This window comes from Caloramator fervidus, from assembly GCF_900108045.1.
GTDB classification, from domain to species: Bacteria; Bacillota; Clostridia; order Clostridiales; family Caloramatoraceae; genus Caloramator; species Caloramator fervidus.
In genome coordinates, this window is sequence record NZ_FNUK01000004.1 from 25,464 (window position 1) to 51,269 (window position 25,806).

General features: G+C 27.4%; 21 protein-coding genes. All 21 read right to left on the reverse strand.

Going from position 1 to position 25,806, the window contains the following annotated elements; translation table 11 throughout:
* Window positions 1–44: 44 nt before the first annotated feature.
* Window positions 45–1,760, reverse strand: a complete 1,716-nt coding sequence (locus C4R78_RS02370) for an Eco57I restriction-modification methylase domain-containing protein (protein WP_103895497.1) — start codon at window positions 1,758–1,760, stop codon at window positions 45–47.
* Between the two features lie 9 nt (window positions 1,761–1,769).
* Window positions 1,770–2,276 carry a GAF domain-containing protein gene (locus C4R78_RS02375; protein WP_103895498.1) on the reverse strand — a complete coding sequence of 169 codons (507 nt, stop codon included), beginning with the start codon at window positions 2,274–2,276 and terminating at the stop codon, window positions 1,770–1,772.
* 82 nt (window positions 2,277–2,358) lie between these two features.
* A complete protein-coding gene (hutH, locus tag C4R78_RS02380; protein WP_103895499.1) occupies window positions 2,359–3,885 on the reverse strand; it encodes a histidine ammonia-lyase in 1,527 nt (508 codons plus the stop codon).
* A gap of 51 nt (window positions 3,886–3,936) precedes the next feature.
* The gene (locus C4R78_RS02385; RefSeq protein ID WP_103895500.1) at window positions 3,937–4,884 is read right to left on the reverse strand and encodes a dipeptidase; all 948 of its coding nucleotides are present in this window, start codon (window positions 4,882–4,884) and stop codon (window positions 3,937–3,939) included.
* 41 nt (window positions 4,885–4,925) lie between these two features.
* Window positions 4,926–6,311, reverse strand: coding sequence for a dipeptidase PepV (pepV, locus tag C4R78_RS02390; RefSeq protein WP_103895501.1), 1,386 nt, complete (start codon window positions 6,309–6,311; stop codon window positions 4,926–4,928).
* 72 nt (window positions 6,312–6,383) lie between these two features.
* Window positions 6,384–7,106: a WecB/TagA/CpsF family glycosyltransferase gene (locus C4R78_RS02395; RefSeq protein WP_173689736.1), complete on the reverse strand. Its 723-nt coding sequence runs from the start codon at window positions 7,104–7,106 to the stop codon at window positions 6,384–6,386.
* Between the two features lies 1 nt (window position 7,107).
* Entirely contained in the window at window positions 7,108–8,208 is a 1,101-nt protein-coding gene (locus tag C4R78_RS02400) for a glycosyltransferase family 4 protein (protein ID WP_103895502.1), read from the reverse strand.
* A 37-nt stretch (window positions 8,209–8,245) separates the two neighbouring features.
* Window positions 8,246–9,571, reverse strand: coding sequence for a nucleotide sugar dehydrogenase (locus C4R78_RS02405; protein WP_103895503.1), 1,326 nt, complete (start codon window positions 9,569–9,571; stop codon window positions 8,246–8,248).
* Window positions 9,572–9,575: 4 nt separating this feature from the next.
* Window positions 9,576–10,727: an O-antigen ligase family protein gene (locus C4R78_RS02410; RefSeq protein WP_103895504.1), complete on the reverse strand. Its 1,152-nt coding sequence runs from the start codon at window positions 10,725–10,727 to the stop codon at window positions 9,576–9,578.
* A 14-nt stretch (window positions 10,728–10,741) separates the two neighbouring features.
* The gene (gene murJ / locus C4R78_RS02415; RefSeq protein ID WP_103895505.1) at window positions 10,742–12,310 is read right to left on the reverse strand and encodes a murein biosynthesis integral membrane protein MurJ; all 1,569 of its coding nucleotides are present in this window, start codon (window positions 12,308–12,310) and stop codon (window positions 10,742–10,744) included.
* Window positions 12,294–12,710 (reverse strand): glycerol-3-phosphate cytidylyltransferase, encoded by a 417-nt coding sequence (tagD, locus tag C4R78_RS02420; RefSeq protein ID WP_103895506.1) that lies wholly within the window; start codon window positions 12,708–12,710, stop codon window positions 12,294–12,296. Before tagD (C4R78_RS02420) ends, murJ (C4R78_RS02415) begins: the two co-directional genes overlap by 17 nt.
* A gap of 1 nt (window position 12,711) precedes the next feature.
* Entirely contained in the window at window positions 12,712–13,854 is a 1,143-nt protein-coding gene (locus C4R78_RS02425) for a CDP-glycerol glycerophosphotransferase family protein (RefSeq protein ID WP_159945776.1), read from the reverse strand.
* A gap of 20 nt (window positions 13,855–13,874) precedes the next feature.
* A complete protein-coding gene (locus C4R78_RS02430) occupies window positions 13,875–15,047 on the reverse strand; it encodes a glycosyltransferase (protein WP_103895508.1) in 1,173 nt (390 codons plus the stop codon).
* 6 nt (window positions 15,048–15,053) lie between these two features.
* Window positions 15,054–16,292, reverse strand: a complete 1,239-nt coding sequence (locus tag C4R78_RS02435; RefSeq protein WP_103895509.1) for an O-antigen ligase family protein — start codon at window positions 16,290–16,292, stop codon at window positions 15,054–15,056.
* Between the two features lie 36 nt (window positions 16,293–16,328).
* On the reverse strand, window positions 16,329–17,360 hold the full coding sequence (locus C4R78_RS02440) for a glycosyltransferase family 4 protein (protein WP_103895510.1): 1,032 nt from the start codon (window positions 17,358–17,360) through the stop codon (window positions 16,329–16,331).
* A 159-nt stretch (window positions 17,361–17,519) separates the two neighbouring features.
* Window positions 17,520–19,190: a phospho-sugar mutase gene (locus C4R78_RS02445; RefSeq protein WP_103895511.1), complete on the reverse strand. Its 1,671-nt coding sequence runs from the start codon at window positions 19,188–19,190 to the stop codon at window positions 17,520–17,522.
* Between the two features lie 80 nt (window positions 19,191–19,270).
* The gene (locus C4R78_RS02450) at window positions 19,271–20,230 is read right to left on the reverse strand and encodes a type I phosphomannose isomerase catalytic subunit (protein ID WP_103895512.1); all 960 of its coding nucleotides are present in this window, start codon (window positions 20,228–20,230) and stop codon (window positions 19,271–19,273) included.
* Window positions 20,231–20,247: 17 nt separating this feature from the next.
* A complete protein-coding gene (murJ, locus tag C4R78_RS02455; protein WP_103895513.1) occupies window positions 20,248–21,810 on the reverse strand; it encodes a murein biosynthesis integral membrane protein MurJ in 1,563 nt (520 codons plus the stop codon).
* A gap of 16 nt (window positions 21,811–21,826) precedes the next feature.
* Complete coding sequence (tagD, locus tag C4R78_RS02460) at window positions 21,827–22,234, reverse strand: glycerol-3-phosphate cytidylyltransferase (protein WP_103895514.1); 408 nt, start codon at window positions 22,232–22,234, stop codon at window positions 21,827–21,829.
* 74 nt (window positions 22,235–22,308) lie between these two features.
* A complete protein-coding gene (locus C4R78_RS02465; protein ID WP_159945777.1) occupies window positions 22,309–23,562 on the reverse strand; it encodes a CDP-glycerol glycerophosphotransferase family protein in 1,254 nt (417 codons plus the stop codon).
* Window positions 23,563–24,390: 828 nt separating this feature from the next.
* Window positions 24,391–25,623: an O-antigen ligase family protein gene (locus C4R78_RS02470; RefSeq protein ID WP_103895516.1), complete on the reverse strand. Its 1,233-nt coding sequence runs from the start codon at window positions 25,621–25,623 to the stop codon at window positions 24,391–24,393.
* Between the last annotated feature and the right edge of the window lie 183 nt (window positions 25,624–25,806).

Genomic DNA, 25,806 nt, shown 5'->3' on the forward strand with positions numbered 1-25,806 from the left:
TATGGGGTATCCTAAATAAATTATAAAACATTAGTTTCAAAAAATCAATGCCTTACCCAAAATTTTACTTGTTCAAATTCCTTTTTTGTAATTTTAAATTTATCAATTAAAATTTCATCTATTACCTTAACATTAACTTCTTTTTCTTTTAAAACTTCCATTTCAATTTCTTTTATATATTCTGGTATCCTTATTTTTAGTAGATTATAAGGATAATATTCATACAGATTATCTCCCAACTTTTTTAACAGGGTTTTTAAATAAAATTCATATATAGAGCTATTTAAAACTCCTACTAAGAATTCATAAGAATATAAAGATTCATATAATCCGAATAATTTTAAAGCATATACATCCGCACTAAAAAAATTTCCTTTATCTATTGCAAATCTATTGTTTGAGGATTTATAGGGAAATATTATTTTTTTAGATTCAAAGAGTTCTAAGCTTCTTCCCCATTGAAGCTCATACCATTTTCTAATTCCCTTTTTACATTCTCGCCTTTTTAATAATTTATCCTTAAACTTTCCAATATGATTTAAAGCATATAAATATTTTCCATAATCATCAATTAGATTAGAATAAATTAAAACCCTATTTCCTTTTCTTACTTTAAACCTTTCAACTTCACTGCTTTTTATAAAAGGCTTTAACAAATTCTTTTCAATTTTTAAACGCTCTGCCTCTTCATAAGTTAATACAAAAGCCTTATCACATCCTGTTATTACCCCTTGATAACATTTAGCAATCTCACCTAATCTTATACCTGTTATTTTATTTATTATATTTTTTTCTAAACTATTTAAAAAATTCCATCCACCCTCTTCTAGCTCATTTTTTAAAACAGTAACCCTTTTTGTAAAAACATTTAATCTATTATTTACATCATCAAAAATTTCATTAATGTTAGCTTTAACATTAGGTAAAACTTTAAAATATTCAACTTCTTTCTTATTATCCTTTAAAACATATAAGATTATATTATCCACTCCAACATTTTTAAAAACCCTTACTCCATAAAAATCAACAATTTTTTCTAAAGAAGCATTTTTTATAATATAGTTTCTTATCCCCTCTGAATTTTGAGCCTCTAGCAAATATCTTGAAGTAAAAAAAACAAGCCTTCCATTATTATTTAGTAGATCTATAGATTTTTTTATAAAACAATAAGATAAATCCCCTTTATTATAAAAAACATCTGAATAATAACTTTTTAATTTTTCCCTATAACCATGCTCCAACATCTTATGCCCCATATATGGGGGATTTCCTATTATAACATCAAACTTATCCTTTAATTCAAATAAAAAATCCTTATTTAAAATATTTTTGGATACTATTTTGCTTAGTTTAAAAAGCTCTAAAATAGTTATTTTTACAGCCGAATCATCAAGATCAATTCCATATATATTATTCTTAATTATATGCTCCTGTGGATTTTCAATATTTAGTATTTTAGCGTAATCCAAAAGCTTTTGATATACATAAATTAAAAAAAATCCTCCTCCACAAGAGGGATCAAGTATCTTGATAAATGGATTTTTTTTATAGTCCTCAAAGTTTATAGAAGTATCTATCATATATTTTACTATTTCAAAAGGGGTATAAACGCTTCCTGATCTTTTTTTATCCTCTTTTTTTGTTAAATTTTGATATGCCTCTCCTAAAGATCCCCATTTTTGAAATATATATAAATCTTCTTCTCCATTTAATAGCTTATTATATGCATCGTTTAAATCCTTTAAAAATTCCTTTAACATAAATCCTCCTTATACTTTAGCAATTTCATTCCAATCTATATATTTATTTAACTTTTCAACTAACTTTTCTAGGTAATATTTATCAACTTCATCAAACCTATTAAATATAGGACTATCTACATCTAAAACTCCATATAAAACTTCATCTTTAATTATTGGAACTACTATCTCTGAATTAGAAGCACTGTCACAAGCTATATGACCTTCAAACTCATGAACGTTTGGAACAATATATGTTTTTTTATCTCTTGCAGCACTACCACAAACTCCTTTTCCAATTTTAATCCTCGTGCAGGCTGCTTTTCCACCAAAGGGCCCTAAAACTAACTCTCCATTTTTCATAATATAAAATCCAGCCCAGTTTATATCTTCTAAATTTTGGTATAGCAAAGCAGCTGTATTACAAAGATTTGCTAAAACATCCTTTTCAGAAGATAAGTAACTTTCTATTCTATAAATAAGCATTTTATAAAAATTTTCTTTGTTATCAGCTAAAATCTTTTCATTGTTTAACATAAAATCCCCCCTAAATTTTTTATTATTATAACACTATATGAACCTTGCTTCAACACAAAAAGGTTCGGAATCCCGAACCTTTTTATTCTAACTTTCCAATTGCTTTTTCAACTTCTTTTACTAAAAGGCCACTATCTACTATTTTGCTTGCTTTATTTATATCAATATACATAATCCTATCTTCATCAAGATGCTCAACCTCTTTTCTTATAAGCTTATATGCAACCTCCGTTCCATTTCCAAGCTTAGCATTTCCTCTAAAATCAATAGCCTGCGCTGCTGCAAGATATTCTATTCCTAAAACCCTAGATACATTATATATAATATTTCTTGCTTTTCTTGCAGCAATAGTTCCCATGCTTACGTGGTCTTCTTGGTTTGCAGAAGATGGAATAGAATCAACAGAGGCAGGATGCGCAAGAACCTTATTTTCAGAAACCAAAGAAGCTGCTGTATACTGTGCTATCATAAATCCTGAATTTAATCCTCCATTTTTAGTTAAAAAAGCTGGAAGGTCATTTAACTGGTAATTAACTAATCTTTCTATCCTTCTTTCAGATACATTTGCAATCTCAGACATAGCAATACCTAAAAAATCCATAGCAAGAGCAACAGGTTGTCCATGAAAATTTCCACCTGACACTACCTTCATTTCATCTTCAAAAATAAGTGGATTATCAGTTGCTGAATTTATTTCAATTTCTATTACCTTTTTTACATATTCTAAAGCATCTTTGCTAGCCCCATGTATTTGAGGGATACACCTTAAAGTATATGCATCCTGAACCCTTAATTGACCTTGCCTAGTAGTTAAGCTACTTCCTTCAAGAAGTTTTAAAAGATTTTTTGCGCACTTTAACTGACCTTTTTGAGGTCTTACCTCATGAACTCTATGATAATAAGCATCGGTAATTCCTCTTAGAGCCTCAACAGTCATAGCTGCTATTATATCTGATGCCTTTAATAAATTCATTGCATCATATACAGCTAAAGCTCCAATTGCAGTCATAACTTGAGTTCCATTTATAAGTGCAAGTCCTTCCTTCTCAACAAGCTCAATAGGTTCCATTCCTGCTTTATGTAAAGCCTCTTTTCCACTTAACCTTTCTCCATTATAATAAGCCTCTCCTTCTCCTATCATAACAAGAACCATATGGGATAGTGGTGCAAGATCTCCACTAGCACCTAAAGACCCCTTTTCGTATATAACAGGATGAACCTTTCTGTTTAACATATCAACTAACATTTGAAGGGTTGACAATCTAACTCCCGAATAACCCTTAGCAAGGGCATTTGCCCTAAGAAGCATTATAGCCCTTACTATTTCAGTATCAAATTCATTTCCAACTGCACAAGCGTGGGAAACTATTAAATTCCTTTGAAGCTTTTTGGCATCCTCCTTTGATATAACAACATCTGCAAATTTCCCAAACCCAGTAGTTATTCCATACTCTACCTTTTCATCCTCAACAAACTTATCCACTAAATTTCTAGCCTTTTTTACCCTCTCCTTTGCCTCATCACTAAGTTCAACAAAATACCCATTTCTTGCAACATTAACAACATCCTCAATAGTTAAACTGTTCCCATCAATTATAACTTTATTCATCTTGTTCCCCCCTTATGTAAGCCATAACCTATAATTATTATAACATTTGTGTTAATTTTTTGAAATATCAAAATTTAATGTATGCTTAAAAACCCTTTTAATATTTTTATACATAATTTTTTCAATATCCTCTTCTTTATAGCCTTTTTTTATAAGAAGCTCTATAACTTTTTCCGACTTTGAAGCATCTTCAAGGCCTGATGTAACTTTTTCGCCTAAAAAATCACAGTAATCAAAACCTAATGCTACATAATCTATTCCTATTTTTTCAACAACATAATCTATATGCTCTACAAACTTATATATAGTTGGATTTACTTCGTCTAAAAAATCCGGATAGGCATTTATTCCAATAACTCCATTCTTTTCAAATATAGCTTTTATCTGTTCGTCCTTTAAATTCCTTACATGTCTACAAAGAGAATAAACATTTGAATGGGAAGCTATTATTGGCTTTTCGGAAACTTCGCATATATCCCAAAAGGTTTTTTCATTTGCATGGGAAACATCAATTAAAATTCCAAGTTTCTCTAACTTTTTAACACATTCTTTACCAAGCTTTGTTAATCCTCTATTTTTATCTCCTTTAACTCCTGTTGCTAGTTCATTTTCCTCATTCCATGTTAAACTTGCACATCTTACTCCCATTTTATAAAGCAACTCTAAATAATCAAGATTGCCTTTTATTCCAGATAAACCTTCACATCCTAAAATAATTTGCATCTTACCTTTATTCTTTATTTCATCAAAATCCTCATATTTTAAAACTAACTGAGCAATATCCTTTATATCTTCAAGCTCTTTCAAACCTTCTTTTAATATCTGCATCATCCTATCTAAAGGGTCAATATCATCTCTATCAACCCAAACAGCAGCAATAAACCCATCAATTCCCCCTTTTTTTAATTTTTCGTAGTGATACTTTTTAAAAACATCCCTTTCCCCACTTTGCCTTCTTACTGTAATATCCACTAAAATATCAGAATGAACATCAAACATAGTATCCCCCCTATTAATAAATAAGCAGGGATTACCCCTGCTTATTTTGCTAATTCTAACATTGCTTTTGCATAAATTTTTGTTATCATAATTAAATCTTCTATTTCTATATATTCATTTGGTTTATGAATTACATCTGGTTTTCCTGGGAAAAGTGGACCAAAAGCTAAAGTGTTTGGCATTTCCTTTGCATAAGTTCCTCCGCCTATTGCTAAAGGTTCACTATCATCATTAACAAACTCTCTATAAACCTTCATAAGCTTTTGAACAAGCTCATGGTCTTTAGCAAAATAAAGAGGCTCTTGATGTGAAAAATCTTCTACTTTTATTCCTAATTCCTCTATTCTCTTATTAAATGGATTCATCATATCTTCAAGTTTATATGTGCAAGGATATCTTAAATTTAAAGATACTGTAACCTTGTCTTCATTCATATCAATAACTCCAACATTAAAAGAAAGTTCTCCTGTTTCATCCTTTAGATAACATCCAAAAGATTCACCTTTAGTTTCAAATCCCACATACTTATTCATAAAATTAATAAAATCCTTTATATCACTTTCTGGTAAATCAAGTTCTCCAAGAAAAGCAAATAATATCATAATAGCATTTTTTCCAAGCTCTGGAGTGCTACCATGAGCAGAAATTCCATAAGCTTTTACTGCCAATAAATCATCCTTTTCTTCTAGTTTTAAGTCAAATCCTTTATCATTAAATTCCTTTAATTTATTTTCAATTAATTCTTTATTTTTAACCCTTAAACCTGCCTCACAATAATCAGGAACCATGTTAGCTCTTTGTCCACCTTTTATATACTTAATCTCTATATCTCCTGAAGGTTTTCTTTGTAAATCTTTTACTATATTAAATACTGTTAATCCTTTTTCCGCATGAATTAATGGAAATTCTGCGTCAGGAGTAAAACCAGCAACTGGAGGCTTTTCATATTTTAAATAATATGGTATATCGTTTGAACCTGTTTCCTCGTTAGTTCCAAATATAATTCTTATTCTTTTTGAGATAGGTAAATTTAAATCCTTTATAGCCTTAAGACCATATAATGCAGCAATTATTGGTCCTTTATCATCAAGGGCACCTCTTGCATATATTTTCCCATCATGAATTTCTGCACCATAGGGTGGATATATCCAACCATCTCCTTCTGGAACAACATCAAGATGTCCTAAAACTGCTATGTAATCTTCTCCCTCACCATATTCTGCATATCCTACATAGCCATCCAAATTTACAGTCTTAAATCCAAGCTGATTTGAAAGATTTAATGCATAATCTAGCGCCTTTGCCACTCCTTCACCAAAAGGCATTCCTTCCTTTGGAGTGTCCTCTACACTTTTAATTTTTAATATTTCTTGAGTAGATTTTATTATCTCTTCCCTCATGCTGTCTATTTTTTGATTTAAATCCATAAAAATCCCCCTTATAATATACTTAATTTATTAGTTATTCTATCACTTTTAAAAAACTCTTTCAATCCTACCTTACCTTACAAACCTTTCCTTTAAAACTTTACATAAAAACACAGGTAAAACCGCCATCCTTTTATATCTCCAAGGCTCTTTAATAAGCCTATAAAGCCATTCAAGTCCTAAATTTCTCATCAATTTAGGAGCTCTTTTAATATTTCCTGATATAACATCAAGGCTTCCTCCAATTCCCATTAAAAGTGGAACATTAAGCTTTTCCATATTTCTTGTTATCCAATATTCCTGCTTTGGACTTCCCATTGCAACAAACAAAATGTCAGGACTTTTTTCTTTTATATCATTTATAACCTCTTCTTCATCTTTAAAGTATCCATCTTTAATTCCAACAATATTAAGTCCTAAAAATTTATTCTTTAAAACCTTTGCCGCTTTTTCAGCAACTCCAGGTTTTGCTCCAAGTATATAAACCTTATATCCTTTTTTAGAAGCCCTCTCGCAAATATTTATCATAAGGTCAATTCCGGTAACCCTTGATCTTATCCTTCCACCATTTAAAATAGAAGCTATAACAACTCCAACACCATCAGGAATTTGAATACTTGCACTATTTAAAAGATTTCTTAAATTCTCATCCTTTTGCGCCTTCATTATCTTTTCAGGGTTTATTGCTACAATAAAAGAAGGTTTTTTTTGTAAAATTATATTATCCACTTCATCTAAAACTTCTTCCATGTTAAGCGCACAAACATCTACTCCTAAATAATTTTCCTTTATCATATCATTCCCCCATAATTTTTTTATATATTTTAGAATAACCATCAACAAATTTTTCTAAAGAAAACATATCCTTTGCCTTATCATACAATCTTTCTCCAAACTCTTTGGCTTTTAAATCGTCCTTTAAAAGATCCAATATTTTTTGACAAAGGGCATCTACATCCCCATATTTAACTAAATATCCGTTATAACCATCTTCAATAAGATCTGAAATTCCTCCAACTAAAGTAGAAACAACAGTTTTCTTATATTTTGCCGCCTCTAATATACTAAGAGGGAAACTTTCACTCATAGATGTTAAAACGCTAAAACTTGATATAGCTAAAAATTCATCAGGCCTTTGAAAGCCTAAAAATCTTACATTATCCTCTATATTAAGTTTTTTTACATAATTTATAAGATGCTCTTTAATTGAACCATCTCCTATTATTAGAAAATGAACATCTTTATATTCTTTTAAAACTTTTTTAGCTGCATCAAATAAAAATTTATGCCCTTTTATAGGATGAAGTCTTGCCACCATCGAAACAAATTTTTTATCTTTAGGTAAATTATATTTTTTTACAACATCCTCAAGTTCAAAAGAATAAACTTTATCAAAGTCAATTCCATTATAAACAACAAAAATTCTATTCTTTGGAAATCCTCTTTCAACTAACATTTTTTTAAACTCATCTGAAACAGCAATATAATAATCAAATTTTTTTAATGCATAAGCATTAATATTTGAAAATATTAAAGATTTTAAAAAATTTCCTTCATAATCCCTTAAATAATCACTGTGAATTGTAGACACAAAAGGTTTTTTTAAAGACTTTTTTAAAAACAAACCTAAAAAGTTTGCTCTTCCCCCATGACAATTTATAATATCAACTTTTTCATCCATAACAATCCTTTGTATTTGTTTTAAAACGCTTAAATCAAACCTACCCTTTTGCTTGATTAAACGAACATCAAGTCCCAATTTAACAGCCTCTTTATAAAGCTCTCCCTCAATAAGACACACAATTATATTTTTAAAATCAGCATTTAAAGCAAGGCTTAAAAGATGCTTTTTAGAACCTCCAACTTCTCCTCCGCTTATAATATGTAAAACCTTCATATATTTCTCTCCTTACAACAAAGGAGGGAAAATCCTCCTATATAGTCTTATATATAATTCCTCTATCTTCAAAAAACTTTTTAAAACCTTCAAATAGATTTTTAGTATCAAATATTACCACATCAGGCTTTACATATTTTAAAATATCATCTGCATTAATATTTTCAAATTCCTTTTGCTTTGCTAAAATCATCACTCCATCTACATCCTTTAGAGCTTCCTCAAGGGTATTTACTTTAAAACTATATTCTGTAACAACAGCAGGGTCAAAAGCTAAAACTTCAGCTCCTCTTTGTCTTAAAATCTTTACAATTTCAACTGCTGGACTAATTCTATCATCATTAGAATAATCTTTCATTGCAAGTCCTAAAACTCCAACCCTTGCTCCATTTAAATCCTTTCCAACATCTTTAAGTAATTTTTCAAAAATTTCAACCATAACTTTAGGAAGATTTGCATTTTTCTCCCTTGAAAGTTTCAATATATCAAGGTTTACTCCAAGCTCTTTAGCCTTTGGTTCTAAATAATGGTATGCATTGGGTATGCAGTATCCTCCAACCCCTGGTCCTGGAATTAAAAGATTTACTCTCTTGTGAGTATTAGCAACCTTTATAACCTCAAAAATGCTTATTCCAAGAGCTTCAGTAAATCTTGCAAACTCCTGAACCATTGCTATATTCACATCTCTTTGAACATTTTCAAAAACTTTTGAAGTTTCAACAACTTTTATAGAACTTGCAACAATAACATCTGTTTTACATACTATCTCTAAAAGCTCCTTTGCCCTTTTGGCACTTTCCTCATTTATACCAGCTACTATTGTTGGCATATAAGCAAATTCTTCAAAAGCTTTTCCTTCAGCAATTCTTTCTGATGAATAAGCAAGATAAAAATCAACTCCAGCCTTCATTCCTGATTCTTTTTCTAAAATTGGAAGTAAAACTTCTTCAGTTGTTCCTGGAATTACTGTACTTCTTATCAAAACTAAATCATTCTTTTTAAGATTTCTTCCTATCAATGTACAACATTCTATAAGGTCAGAAAGGTCATGTTCTCCATTTTTTATAGGTATTCCAACTGTTACAACTATATTATTACATTCTCTTACAGCCAAAACTCCATCAGTTGTTGCTCTATATCTTCCAGCTTTAAGTTGTTCATTTAAAATTTGTTGTATAGTTTTTCCTTCAAAACTTTCTTTATGATATGTAATTCCTTTATTAATATCTTCAACAAGCCCTTCTACAACATCTACTCCATAAACATTGCAACCCCTCATAGCAAAACTTAAAGCTAGTGGAAGACCTACAAACCCCTGACCAAACACTGCAACATTTTTATACATTTCTTTTATTTGTTCCATCTTCTTAAACCTCCCTTGTATATTTTAAATAAAATGCTGTAAAAATCCAAATCAAAATATTAACCCTATGAACATAAATTAAGCTATTAAAATTATTTTGGAAAAGATAAGCTATCCATGCTCCAAGTAAACTTAAATAAAAAATCTTGTTATTATTATTTTTTATCACTAAATAAAGCAAACTTAAATATATTAAAATCAACATAATTCCACCTATAACTCCCATTTCAGCAAAAACCCTTAAGTAGGAATTGTGAGGACTCCAATAATTTTTACTAACAATTAAATAGGGATATTTTTTTATATAATCTAAATAATAATCCTTATAATTTCCCAAACCAACTCCAAACCAAAAGTACTCCTTAAAAATTATAAGGGCCATCTTCCAAAGTTTTAATCTCGAATTATCTATCCATTTATTAATATATAATAATGATAACAATCTCGATCTAGTATAAGGAAACATCAACAAAATAAGAATGTAAAATAAAGAAACAAACCAAAACTTTTTATTAAAATTTAAAAAAACAAATGTTAATCCTAAAACAAATGCAATCCATGAACTTCTATTTAAAGTAAACATTAAATTAATCAAAATTAACAATAACAATATAACCCTAGAAAGCATTATGTTTCTTTTATAAATCATCTCCACAATTGGCAAAAATATAACAAAATTTAATATAGCACCCCAATAATTAGGATTTACATATGTTGAATAAACCCTAATAACACCCTCTTGAGTATAAGGTGATAATCTAAAAATAAGCTGTATAAGGCCATAGAACAAGCTCAGGAAAATAGAAGATAAAAAGAACAAAAAACTTATTTTAATTGCCCTTTTATCAGCAAATAACATAATTGAATAAAATAAAACAAAACATTCCATAAAATCAATAAGCTGTTTTATGGCTTCATATTTATTTTTAACAAATAAAATTGAAAAAACACAATACAATAAAAAAGAAATAATAAAAAGAAAATTAAACAAAAGCTTGTTATTCTTTAAAAATTTTAAATTAAAATATTTAAATGAAATAATAAACATAACAATAACAATAAATTTATCAAAATTTATTTTCAAAAGCTTATAATCAAATAAAGGAATTAAAAAGCATAAAACATAAAGAAAAACATTATAAATTTTAACAAACATATTTACCACATCTTTTATTTTTTACTTAATTTTCTTTTTATAATGTCAACAAACGCATTTACTTCTTCTACTTTTAAAATAAGGGTCATGAAAAAATAAACCAAAACTCCTATAAATACGCATATTGAAACTGAAATTAAATCGTTTATTTTTTCACTAAAAGTTAAAATATTTGATATATATCCATAAGAAAGCTTAACTATTAAAGCCATAACTATAGAAGAAACCATGACCTTTACAAAAGTAGTTAACAATCTCTTATTATTAAACTTTCCAACTCTTTTTTGAAGAATGGTATAAGCTATCATACATTGAAAAATAGAACCCAAAGAGCTTGTTAGAGCAATACCACCTATTGCAAGTTTGCTAAACTTTACAAATATTAAGTTCAATGTGATATTAAATATAACAATAACTATTCCTATTTTTACAGGTGTTTCAGTATCCTGCAAAGCATAAAAGGATCTTGTTAAAATCGGTGAAACACACTGTCCAATAATTCCTATACTGTAAAAAGCAAGTGCAAATGCTGTAACAGCAACATCATGATTGGTAAATTTACCTGATTTAAATAATAGTCTAACTATTGGATAATTTAATACAATCAAGCCAAATGTAGAAGGGATTATAATAAAAAGCAATATCCTTATTCCATATAAAATAGCTTCTTTATATTCTTTATATTCTTGCCTAGCTACATAAGTATTTAAAAGAGGAAATATAGTCGTAGATATTCCTGAACCAAAAATAGCTGGAAGAAGCATTATTCTTTGCGCATATCTTAAACCTGTAATGCTTCCCTCATCAAGAATAGAGGCTATATTTTGATTTACAACCAAATTAATTCTTAAAACTCCAAGCCCAATCCATGCAGGAATCATAAGCTTTAGCATTCTTCTAAAGCTTTTATTTTGCAAGTTAAGCTCTAATCTAAACCTTTTACCTACCTTTAAAAAATTAGGAATCTGAACTGATAAATTAAACATAGATCCTAATATAACTCCAAAGGCAAGGCCATATATGCCAAACTTTTTTCCCAATGCAATAGCTCCAATTATTATACCAACATTATATAAAACAGGCCCTAACGCTGGTGCAATAAAAATCTTATATGAATTTAAAATCCCCATAGTTAGGCCTGCACATACTGTAAAGCTTACAGAAATTGTCATTATCCTTGTAAGTTTAACCGTAAGGTTATATGTATCTGGGTTTTTTACATTCCCTATTGCTACAAAAGGTATTATGTACTTTGCTAAAGCAAAATACAATATATTAAAGGCTAATATAAATAAGAGTGCAACTGTTATAAAAGTATTTGCCGCCTTCCAAGCACCTTCTTCATCATCTTTTGCAAGATGCTCATTAAAAACCGGCATAAAACCTGAACTTAACGCGCCAGTAACTAAAAGATCGTACATAACATCCGGAATTGTAAAAGCAGCAAAAAAAGCATCTGTTAAAGAATTCCTTCCAAAAATTTTAGCAATTATCATTTCTCTTATAAATCCAACAACCCTTGACATAAAAAAAATAAGGGTTACTAAAAATGCCTGCTTTTTTATTCTACTTTCTTTCTCCATGTTTATCCTTTTCACCACCTAGAATATTTTGTTTTAATAAAGTTGTTGAAATTACGGGAGTTCTTGGAAGATATATAACCTCACAATATTCCTTTAAAAAGTCAAACTTACCCTTCCAATCATCTCCCATAACAAATACATCTATTTTGTATTTAATTATATCATCTATTTTCTGATCCCAACTATCTTCTGGAATTATTTCATCTACATATTTAATAGCCTCTAAATATTTTTTTCTCTCTTCATAATTAAAATATGAAATTTTATTTTTTTGTCTATTAAACTCATCTGTTGAAAGACCAACAATCAAATAATCTCCTAACTCTTTAGCCCTTCTTAATAAATTGATATGTCCATAATGAAGCATATCAAAAGTTCCGTAAGTTATAACCCTTTTCATATTATACCCCCAATATATCTTTTATTAAACTCCATATTCTTTGACTTGCTTTATCATCTTTATATTTAAATACAATATCCCTTATAACTCTTCTATGTTCTTTATAATCATCCTTTTCAAATATAAACTTTATCATATTTTCTAATTCATCCTGCATCTTTACCTTTGGTCCAGGAGTCCAAAAATCATAGGGATAGAGCAAAAAACCTCTATTTTGTTCATATTTTTCTATATCATTGTTTATAAATATAATAGGTTTGTCTGTAAGCAGAAAATCAAAATATACACTTGAATAATCCGTAATTAATAAATCTGCATCCTTCAATATCTCATATAAATCAATTTTATTTTTTGAAAGTTCGTCTATAGATAAAAATACAAAGTTTTCACTTTCTATACCCTTATAAAGCTCTTTATAATAATTTTCTTCAAAAGGATGAAGCTTTGCAATAAATAAAAACTCATTATGTTTTAAAAAATCGCAAAACTTTTTAAAATTAAAGCTGTCAAACCCAAAAATATTGTTATTTCTATTATTACCTTCTTCCTTTTGAGCATAACCCTTTCTAAAGGTTGGTATAAACATTATAATTTTTTTATATTTTTTAACATCATATAGTTTTTCTAATTTTCCCTTTTTAAAAAGATAATCATTCCTTGGAAGACCAGTTATACAATAATTGCCTTTAACATATCCCGTGCAAGCGTTTAATAACGTATTATAAGTATCAGACGTTGAAATAACATAATCATACTTATTAAAACTATCAAAAGTATATCTTTTTCTTTTTAAGTTTAAAGTTTTATCTAAAAGCCCCATAGCTTTTAGTGGAATCCCATGCCAAAGCTGAATTAAATGCTGATTATCTTTATAAAAAATAACATCATGAGTAGTTATAACAACCTCCGCACTTAATATTTTTTTTACTTTTTCAAAGTATTTTTTAAATCCTAATTTAGAAAATCTAACATCTTTAAACTCCACAAGTTCAACATCATTATATCCAATACTTTTTATATATTGATATAAAGCATAAGTATTAGAACCACTATAAGGAGTATAATCTAAAAGAACAATTTTTCCTTTTTTAGTTTTAAAAAAATTTCTAAATGCAAAGATTAACTTATCAACAAATCTATCCAAATAATACTTTAATTTATTCTTCAAGGTTTATCACCTTCTCTTAAGTTTATCTTACAAACATTTTTTATATATTCTAATATATCATTCATCCTATTATCCCAAGAAGCCTTTTTAGCAATTTCAATCCTTTTTTGTTTCTTTATATCATCTTCACCATTAAAAATATCTTCACACTTTTTTATAAAATCTTCTTCATCTTCCACAATATATATTAAATCACTAAATTTTCTTATATGAGGCATATCCGTTGATATTATTGGTTTTCCCGTTGCTAAGTACTCATAAAACTTAAGGGGGCTTACGTTTTTTGTAAGCTCTGATTTTTTAAATAAGTTTAAGCAAACGTCAAAATGTTTTATATATCTTGGAAGATCTTTTTGTGGTTTAGGCTCAATGAAACAAACATTGTTCAAACTTTTTAGTCTAGATATAATTTCTAAACTAGCTAAAGGCCCTATAAACACAAAATTCCAGTCATGCTTTTTACAAGCTACTTTATATACCAGCTCAAGATCTACCCATTCTTTAACGGCACCTATAAATCCTAATATTTTTCCTTTTAAGTTTTTAAGTTCTAAAGGTCTTTCATAATTCATTAAATCTACAGAATTAAATAAATCAAAATCTACTCCATTAGGAACTAAATAAGTGTTATCATTATATAACTTTACATTATCATATAACGCTTCTGCTGTAGCAAACACAACATTACTAAGTTTACACAACTTTTTTTCATATCCTTCTACAATTTCTTTATTTATTAAACCTTTAAATTCTGAATGCTTATCAACACAATCATATATAACGCAAGAATAATCAACATATTTTAATATATCAACATTAAATGGATTATAAATCCAAAGAATAGGTTTAGATACCTTGTACTTTTTAAATAATAAATTTAAGTATTTAGCTATAAAATATTGATTTACTTTATTAACCATAATATTTTTGTTATAAAAAGGTAGTATTGGAGGCAACTTGAAAACATATACGTTATCAATAACTTTAATAGGATTATTAAGCCATTTTATATAATCTTCCCATCTTTTACTATCTTTTAATGGAGATATTAAAGTGCTGGGGGGTTCAATATAAAAAATTCTATTATGCTTTGGAATGCGAAGCATCAAACTTTGTATTCTCGTCATAAGTGGTTCCCAATTAACCGCCGAAAAGCAGATTATATCCAAAATACTTCACTCCTTTTCAGTAAAACAACTTGCTATTCCTAAAATCATAAAGGAATAAATGCCTGCCGCACTAAACAAAACATGACCTGCCAAAAATGAAGATCCAAAACCTAAAGCTAAAGATAAAAATATTGATATATATAAAACATCTTTATTAAAGCTCAATATTTTTAAGATGTACCTTACCCCTCTTGTAATTACAGGAAGTAACATAGTTATCGTACCAAAAATTCCATAATAAATAACAACTTCTGCAAAATCCATCTCTATCGTAAGCTTTTGACTTCCTCTACCTATCCCAAATACCTTTCTTATCAAAGGACTTTCTTTATATTCCTTATAAGCCTGTTTAAGTTTTATATTTCTTGAACTTAATACATATGTCGTTGTATCTTTTTGGGTTTTCTCATAGTTTTCAATTTGTCTTTCAATGTTATGTTGAACTAAGTTAATATTTTTAAAATATAAAACTCCTTTTATAAAAACAAAAACACATATCATTGATAATAAAATTATTTTTACAATCTTATTTAAAAGATTTTTGTTATAACTATACAATGAGAATATTATAAAAGCTATTAAAGTTACAATTATAGACCCTAAGGCAACTCTTGTCCCAACTAACACCATTGATAAAAGAGTTGCTATATAAAGAAAATAATTTAAAATTACATTTTCACCTGAAACTAAAAAATATATACTTATAGGGTAAACTACAGAAAGCACTGCAGCAACTTCATTTCCTGCATAAAAAAGTCCTTTGCTTGAAAAAGAACTTCTATAAGTTTTAAAATCCACTCCAAAAATAAAGGATAAAACAATTATCAAAGCAAATATAGCACCTGAATAATTTATATACCTAAGAATTTGTTTTGCAATTTTATTTTCATACTTAAAAAGCTTTAATATATCTTCAATAAAAATTAAAAATAAAAAATTTAATAAAAATCTAAAATAATATTGAATTTCCAAAAATACATTATAATTAACGCCATAAAAAATTTGAACTACCATTGTCAAAATTAACGTCATAGCTAATAATATTAAATTTTTAATTTTATTTTTATGTCTTATAAAATAAAAAATTAAATACAACAATATAACATTCCTTATAATAATTCCCGGAGTAAACATATTATTGCCTTTAAATACTCTTAAATACAAACTTGTTGCAACATCTATAAAAGGATTTAATATTAAAATAAAAAAAACAATTTTTTTCAATTTGTGCTTATTCTCTAGCATTTATCATTCCTCCTAATTTTAAGTCCCATTAAAACCTCATTTATTATAAAGTTGATCTCTGTAGTTTTTATTTAATACTTTCCAAAAAACTAACAAAGTAGCTGCTGATATAAATAAAAATACTGAAATACTACTAGGCAAAACAATGGTAAAAATAGAAATAATACCTAAAACCATTGAAATCAAATAAATTATAATAACCACATTTTTATGGGAAAATCCCTTATCTAAAAGTCTATGATGTAAATGTCCTCTATCTGCTTCCATTATTGGCCTGTTATTAAGCTTTCTTCTAATTATTGCTGATAAAGTATCATATATTGGAACTCCAAAAGCTAATACAGATGCTAAAATTGAAAAAGCAGTATAATACTTTATTGCACTTATAATCGAAATGCTTGCAAGAATAAAACCTATAAATTGAGAACCTGTATCACCTAAAAAAACCTTTGCCGGATTAAAATTATAATATAAAAATCCAAGACAAGAACCTGCTAAAATTATAGTCAATACAGAAGATAAATATCTAGAAGTTAAAATAGAAATAATAAATAAAGTTATGGAAGATATAAAACCTATTCCTGAAGCAAGGCCATCTAAACCATCAATAAGATTAAAGGCATTAGTCATTCCCACAACCCAAAATATTGTTAAAGGAACGCTAAAAAACCCCAAATTAATGTATTTATCTACCCCCATAAATGGTATAGATAAACTTTTTATTTTTATTCCAAACAATATAAGCAAAATGGAGGCAAACAATTGAATAATTAGCTTAGATACAGGCCTTAAAGTTTTTATATCATCTACCATTCCCATAAAAACTATAATTAAAGAACTTAAAAGCAAACCAACTAGCGTCAAATCTAATTTTAGTGAAAAAATTGAAACTATACAAAACGATATAAAAACAGCTAAACCGCCCATTCTAGGAATAGGCCTTTTATGAACACGCCTTGAATCCTTTGGAACATCTATGGCATTTAGCTTATATGCAAGTTTTATTACATGTGGTGTTAATATTAAACTTAAAATGGCTGATGATACAAACATAACCAAGTAACTCATCTTTCCACCTCTTTAGTTATTTTCAATTAATAATATTTCCAAATACAATCATTTTAACACCAAAGATAATTATACTTCAAATATGATGGGTAGTAAAATAGCTTATTCTTAAATTTTTTATTAATAATAAAAATGCCTCAAAGCTTTATGCTTTGAGGTTTAAATAGTAAGTCTTAAAAATTCCATTTTAATCTTTTCTAGTCTCTCCTCTGTATCTTTATAGCTTTTTCCTCTTGCTGCAAAATAAAACTTAATCTTTGGTTCTGTTCCTGATGGTCTTGCTGTAATTATTGAATCATCATCAAGAACTAATTGAATAACATTAGACTTTGGAAGATCATTTATTCCTTTCAAGTAATCTTTTACTTCTCTTACTTTAATTTCTGCAATCTCCTTTGGAGGATTATTCCTTAACATATCCATAATCTCTTTTATCCTTTGACTTCCTTCAATTCCCTCTAAAGTTATTGATTTTAAATCTTCTTTAAAATATCCATATTTTTCATAAAGACTTATTAAACCTTCATATAAGGTCATACCCTTTAATTTATAAAAGGCTGCCATCTCACAAATAAGCATTGATGCTATAACTCCATCCTTATCCCTTACAAATGTTCCAGAAAGATAACCATAGCTTTCTTCAAAACCAAATACAAAATCCTTGCTTTGTTTTTCTTCAAATTCTTTAATCTTTTCTCCAATATATTTAAATCCAGTTAAAACATCTATAACTTCAACTTCATAACTTTTTGCTATCCTTCTTGCCATTTCTGTAGTTACTATTGTTTTTATAACCACCGGATTTTTAGGCATCCTTCCTGTTGTCTTTAAATTTTCTAATATATAATGAGTAAGCAAAGCTCCTGTTTGATTTCCTGTTAAAACAATATATTCTCCTTCCTTATTTTTAACAACAACCCCCACTCTATCACAATCCGGGTCTGTTCCTATTATAAGATCTGCCTCTAATTCTTTTGCCATTTCAATTGCCCTTTTAAAAACTTCGTGTTCCTCTGGATTTGGATATTTTACTGTTGAAAAATTTGGATCTGGATTTTCCTGTTCTTTTACAATATAAACATTTTTATAACCTATTTCTTCTAAAACCCTTCTTACAGGTTTATTTCCTGTTCCATGTAATGGGGTATAAATAATCTTTAGATCATTTTTTGCTTTTTCAACAATATCTTTGTTGACAGTAAGCCCCTTTACAAGATTAATATAAGCCGTTTCAACTTCATCATCTATGTAATTAAAAAGCCCTAAGTCTACAGCTTTTTCAAAATCCATAGTTAAAATATCATCATAATCAACCTTACTTATCTCTTTTAATATTCCCTCTGCATGCTCCTCTGTTATCTGTCCACCATCAGACCAGTAAACCTTATAACCATTATATTCCTTTGGATTGTGACTTGCAGTTATAACTATACCTGCTGTAGTCTTTAAATATCTTACCGCAAAAGAAAGCATAGGAGTTGGCCTCAATTCTTTATACATATATGTTTTTATTCCATTTGCATTTAAAACAAGGGCAGCTTCCTTTGCAAATCTATCGCTAAATTTTCTTGAATCATAGGCAATTGCAACAGAAGCATTTTCAATCCCTTTATTTTTTATGTAATTTGCAAGCCCTTGTGTTACCTTTCTTACTGTGTATACATTCATTCTATTGGTTCCAGCACCTATTATTCCCCTAAGTCCTCCCGTTCCAAATTCTAGTTCTTTATAAAACCTTTCCTTTATCTCCTTTTCATCAAGATTTAAAAGCTCATTTTTAGTATCTTCATCAAAATTTAGCCACCTTTTATACATATCCATGTAATTCACCAGAATCCCTCCCAAAAACACAGTCACTTTATTATTTTATACCATATTACATAATTTTTCAATAAAACACATATTACCCATTAAAGATAGACTTTTAACAATTTTAATCTTCCATGTATACTAAATTGTTCTTCTTTTGCCGGTAACATAAATGTTTTTCCCATTTCAATCTCATAGGCTCCATTTTTATATATAAGCTTTCCGTTTCCTTCAATACACATATAGATGAAAAAAGTTTGTCCATTTGTTTTATCCTTATATTCATACTCAACTGAAATTTCATCTACATTAAAATATTTACATCTTGATATATTTGCAACACAATAACCGTTCATTTTAACAGGATTAGAAAAGGTTACACTACCATTCATACTAAAATCAATTACATCAAGGGCTTTTTCTATATGAAGCTCCCGTGGTTTTCCAGTTTTATCAACTCTATTCCAATCATAAACTCTGTATGTTGTATCACTGTTTTGCTGTATCTCTGCAATTACTATGCCATCTAATATAGCATGAACCGTCCCAGCTGGGATAAATATTATATCTCCTTTTTTTACAGAAACATAATTTAAACAATCTTCTAAACGCTTTTCTTGTAAGGCTTTTTTAAATTCCTCTTTTGTTACTCCTTTTTTTACACCATAAATTAATTTTGCATCTTTTTTTGCATCTAATACATACCACATTTCCGTTTTTCCAAAATCGCCTTCATTTTTTAATGCATAATCATCATCTGGATGAACTTGAACAGACAATTTATCATTAGCATCTATATACTTTATTAAAATAGGAAACCTATCATACTCTAAAGTTTTATAACCAATTAAATCCTGCTTATACAAATCAATAACTTCCCGAAGAGTTTTCCCCTTCAATACTCCATTTTCAATTATACTCATTCCATTTTTATGACAACAGACTTCCCAACTTTCTGCAGTTTTTTCAAAAGGTAGATCCCTATTTAAAATTTTTCTTAAATTTTGTCCTCCCCATATTGTCTCCTTATAAACAGGCTTAAAAAACAATGGATAGAGCATACAACACCTCCTAAGCATTAGGCAGCTTTATTTAATAATTTTTTCTTTACTATATTTATGAAATATTCAAATTCATCAAGCCTTAAAATATATATCATACCAAAATAAACTAGTGCTCCAACAAAAGTGCAAATAAATACAGAAACAATATCTCCTTTAAATCCTATCCCAAATTTAAGCTGGATAAACTTATTTAATAAAAATACAACTATTCCCATAACTAATGAAGATATAAAAATTTTATTAAAAGAATTTACTATTACTTTCATACCTATATCATTTACTTTTGTATTTAAACTTCTTATTAAAAGCAACGTAACAATAACTGTTGAAATTGACGTTGCAAGTGCAAGCCCTAAAACTCCCATAAATTTTACTAAAATAATATTAAGAACTATATTTAAAACAACCCCTATTACACTATTTATCATTGGTGTTTTCGTATCCTTAATAGAATAAAATGCTCTTCCTACAACATCCCTTACCCCTATAAATATCATTCCCGGAGAGTAAAATAAAAGTGCAAGAGATGTTAAATATGCAGCTTTGCTATCAAATGCTCCTCTCTTAAAAACAATATCAACTATAGGCTGTCTTAAAACCATCATCCCTATGCTTGCAGGAAACATTATTACCAAAATCACGTTTATCCCCTTAATAAGCACATCCCTATATGCCTTTAAATTTTCTTTTGCAGAATACTCAGAAAGAGTTGGATATATAACCGTTGTTATTGTAACTGCAAATATACCATAAACAAAAGTATTTAATTTATTTGCAAAATTTAATACAGCAATAGAACCTTCCCCGACTGTTGTTGCAAGCATTCTATCAACTAAAAAGTTAACCTGTGAAACAGAAACACCGATTATAACAGGAACCATGAGTTTAATCATTCGAATAATATTCTCATCTTTAAAATTCAAATAAAACTCATACTTATAACCTAATTTTTTAAACTTTGGAACCAAAAATACAAACTGAACAAAATAAGCCAATATAGTTGCTAAAGTCAAACCGTAAATGCCAAACTTTTGTGATAAAAGTGCTAAATATGAAATTATAACAATATTCATCAAAACTCCAACAAAGGAAGGAGCTATAAACTCCTTATGAGACTGCAAAATTCCTGTAAAAATAAATTGCATTGCAATAAAAATTATCGAAATAAACATCATCCTTGATACAACAACAGCCTTATTAAAAACAGCAAAATCCTGTCTAAACCCAGGTGCAAACAACATTACAATATATTTTGAAAAAATAATTCCAAATAAAATAAATCCAATAGCTATTATCCCAATAATATTAATAACATTATTAACAAACCTTATCCTATCCTCTTTACTTTTCTTTTCAATAAACTCCGTAAAAATTGGAATAAAAGTTGTTCCAATTCCACTTCCTATACTTGCAAATATCAACATAACAAGTCCCATAGCAAAAGTATATATATCCGTATCATACGATGCACCAAACCTAAAAGCAAGAAGGGTTTCACGAAGAAACCCTAGGAATTTGCTGAGGATTGTAAATACTATTATAATAGCAGAACCTTTTATAATGCTTTTTTTTGACATGGTATCACTCCATTATTTATTTTTCTTTAGTCAAAGCAATTTCTTTTAAATCATACTTTATTTTTGTTGTTGATATTTCAGGTGTCCTAGGTAAATATATAACTTTGCAAAACTGAGATAAATAATCAAATTTTCCTTTCCAATCATCTCCCATAACAAATATATCTACATTATATTTTTTTATATCTTCTACTTTTTGTTCCCAACAGGTTTCGGGAATTACTAAATCAACATATCTTATAGCTTCAAGCATCATTTTTCTTTCTTCAAAAGAAAAATAAGACTTTTTACCTTTCAATAAATTAAATTCATCTGTTGATAATCCAACTATTAAATAATTCCCTAATTCTTTTGCTCTTCTTAATAAATTAATGTGTCCATAATGTAAAAGATCAAAAGTTCCATAAGTTATTACCCTTACCACAATACTTCCCCCTTATGTTTAAATAAACAATTTTAACTAAAGCTAAAGGATATTTTAATAATAAACTTTTTCATTTAATCCTCCTTTATTTTTAATTTAGATTTTATATAATCAACAATTATACTACATGAATTTGAAGACTCAAATTCATTAAAGAGGCTATTTATATATTTAATATTTTCATAATAATCTAAATTTTTAGTTAAGATATCTTTTAAAATAAAAACAAATTCATCTACAGATTGAGCTAGTAATTTACCTGCTAACAAATAATAATCAACATAAAAACCATTTTCAAATCTTTCATACTCTTTAATATCATTAGCTAAAAATATTATTGGCCTATTAACAAGAGCATAATCAATAAAACAACTTGAATAATCAGTAACTAAAATATCTGTCATTTTCAATAACTCTTGGACATCTATTTGGTCATTATTAAGGAAATACACATTATCAATTAATTTAATATCATTATTAGCTAACTCATGAAACTTAACTAGAAGAATACAATTAAATTCTTTTAAAATAGTTTGTAATTTATAATTACTTAATAATTCTTTAATTAAATTATTTTGTCTCTCAATTAACCTATCACTTCTTCTATATGTAGGCATATAAGTTATTATTTTAAAGTTGTTATTACCTATATTTATATTTAAACTACTTAAAAATTTCTTCTTATCATAATCGTATTTAGAAGTTAACAAAATATAATTTCTAGGTTGTCCAACCAATAAAACATCATCCGTATTTTTCAATCTAAAGGCAGATCTAAAGCTATTTAAACAAAAATTTGAAGATGCTATTGTTAAATCTCTGCTAACATTTGAATAAATATTCCATTTTATCATTTTTAAACATAACTTTATATGCTTAAACAATTTATTACTGGGTAAATCAACTCTATCATCCCAATATAATCTTTTTAACGGCATACCATGCCATAAAGAAACTTTATATGCTCCTGATATTAAATTTAAATCATTAATATCATGGTGAGAATTTGTAAAAAATACTACACCTGCCCTAATTTGATAATATAAGCCTTTTAAACTTAAATAATAATAAGCTTCATATCCTTTTCTTTGCAAATAATTAACTATATTTTTATTTTTGGTAATCCATATGTGCTTAATACCTGAATTCGTTTTATTTACATATTCAAACATATACTTTGAATTATCTTGATACTTATATCCTAACCACGAACCATAAATCCATATTTTTTTATTTCTAGGAACTAGTCTTATTATATAATTTAAAATTGCATTAATAACCCAATAACTAATTTTATTTTGCCTAAGATTTAAAATATTTTGTTTCATATATATATACATCCCCCCATAAATTAAGTAGTTCATAAAGTTATATAAAATTTTAATTTTATCTCTTCTTAAAGAGTTATCTCTAATATAGACCAAATAAAACTAACTCCAACGAAGAAGTAAAAGCACATGCAAAAACATGAATAAAAATTCATGTTCTAGATGTACTAGTAAAAATCTTTATAATTTTAGTAAAAATAAGTAATGGATTTAATTTGTCTCAAAAAATTTACAATACTTTCTCTCTTTTAAATTCTGCTAGTAAGTTTAGCTATCCCTTTTCAATTGTTACTGATAAATTCCCTGCTTGTAACATCCTTATTAAAGTTATCTTTACTAATGTTAAACACTTAATTTTTTTCGTTTAATGATTATATTTCAATGTTATTGAGGACTTCAATAATACTTCGAAAGATTTGTATAAGAAAAAAAGAAATTTTAAATTCCTTTAATAGTGCTAATACTTTGATATTTATTTTTTACCACAAATTCTTAAACTTCTTTATTTTCACCTCTAAAACTGTAGTTAAGTCTCACAACCCTCGTAGATCAACGTAATTAGCTTTAATTATAAATCTTTTAAATTTATCTTCAATTCCAAGAATAAATAATACTTTAGACTAAAAACTGTTAAACATTAAAATATACAAAAAATACAGACTTTATCAAAACAGAATTATAATTTCGATTTAAATACTTTTTTAAGAAAATAATCATTTTTAAGTATATAAGTAAAACTCTCAACTTTATTAGTGCACCTTATTACATCCCAAATAAGAAATAAATTTATATATCTCCAAAATTTAAAAAAGCATGCGATTTAATCAACTAATAATTCAAACTTGCAATTGCTAAAACGCTACCAAAATACAAAATTGTTAATGCTTCATATAAAACATGTCCTCCATAATATGAATGCACTACTCCAACAATTATGCTTAAAAATAAACAAAAATATCTTAAATTAAATTTTGATTTAAACAATAATTTGAGATTTAAAAAAATCCTCTTTAAAATGATAATAATATATATACTTAATATCCAAACCCCTGAATAATAGTATATACCATAAAAGTCCATTTCAATTGCTAAAAAATTCGACTTACCCATATTTACTATTTTATTTGCTATTGAGTATCCAATACCAAATAATAAAGTAGGTTTGAAACTATACATAGCATTAATATAGGACTTTATATACATTATTTGTAAATTACGATTAGATAATATAAAGCTTTTAAAATCATTATTATACATTGCTAACAACAAATATTTTTGTTGCTCTATAAAATTTTTAAAAAATCCTTTTGAAAGAAATAAAACTATTCCCAAAATAATTGGTAAAAATGACAAAATTATTAATTTATAATAATTTGTTTTAGTTCTAAATAATAAATAAATTTGTTGAATAATAAATATAAAAATAGCTCCTATAATTCCTGCTTTTGTTCCAATCATAAATAAAGATAATATCATACAAACATAGTTAATAAGATACTTTTTTTTCTTTGTTTCAATATATACATACAGACTTAATGGTAATATAATAAGCAAACTTGCTGTTATAGTATTTTGAACTAAGAATAACCCTTTGTATCCATATCTATAATCCCCCCAGGACTTAAATCCAAAACCTATTAAACTCAAAAATATACTAAATATAATCCACCACGAAGACAAAACTATATACTTTATTACATCCATTATGCGTAAAATATTATTTTTAATCATATCCTCAAAGGCAAAAATCGTTATAACTAAAAAACACATTTTAAAAATATATTTAAAATCTTCTAATATAAACCCAAAATCATTAAAATACTTATAACTAATTTCACCAATTAAAAATAAAAAAAACAATACTATAACTAAAAATTTTTTTCTTTTATCTGAAATTTTTGTATAAAACAATAACATAATCAAAAATCTAGCTATCTGATTTACTGGTAAGTTTATATTTAATATTTTATTATTTATAGTAAAAATAATATCAAAAATAGGGTAAATAATGATAATAAAATTTAATAAATCTCTTGTGCTTATATGTAACAAATTCTTCATATATCTTTACCCCTTACTTAACACCCAAATTTTACTAAAATCATATAATATTATGTATTACACATATAATTTAATAAAAATATAATTTATCACTTATAATACAAAACCTTACTTCACACTTAATTAGCTATAGAATTTCTTAATCTATTAAAATTCACATAACTAAACAAAAATTTTACTTTT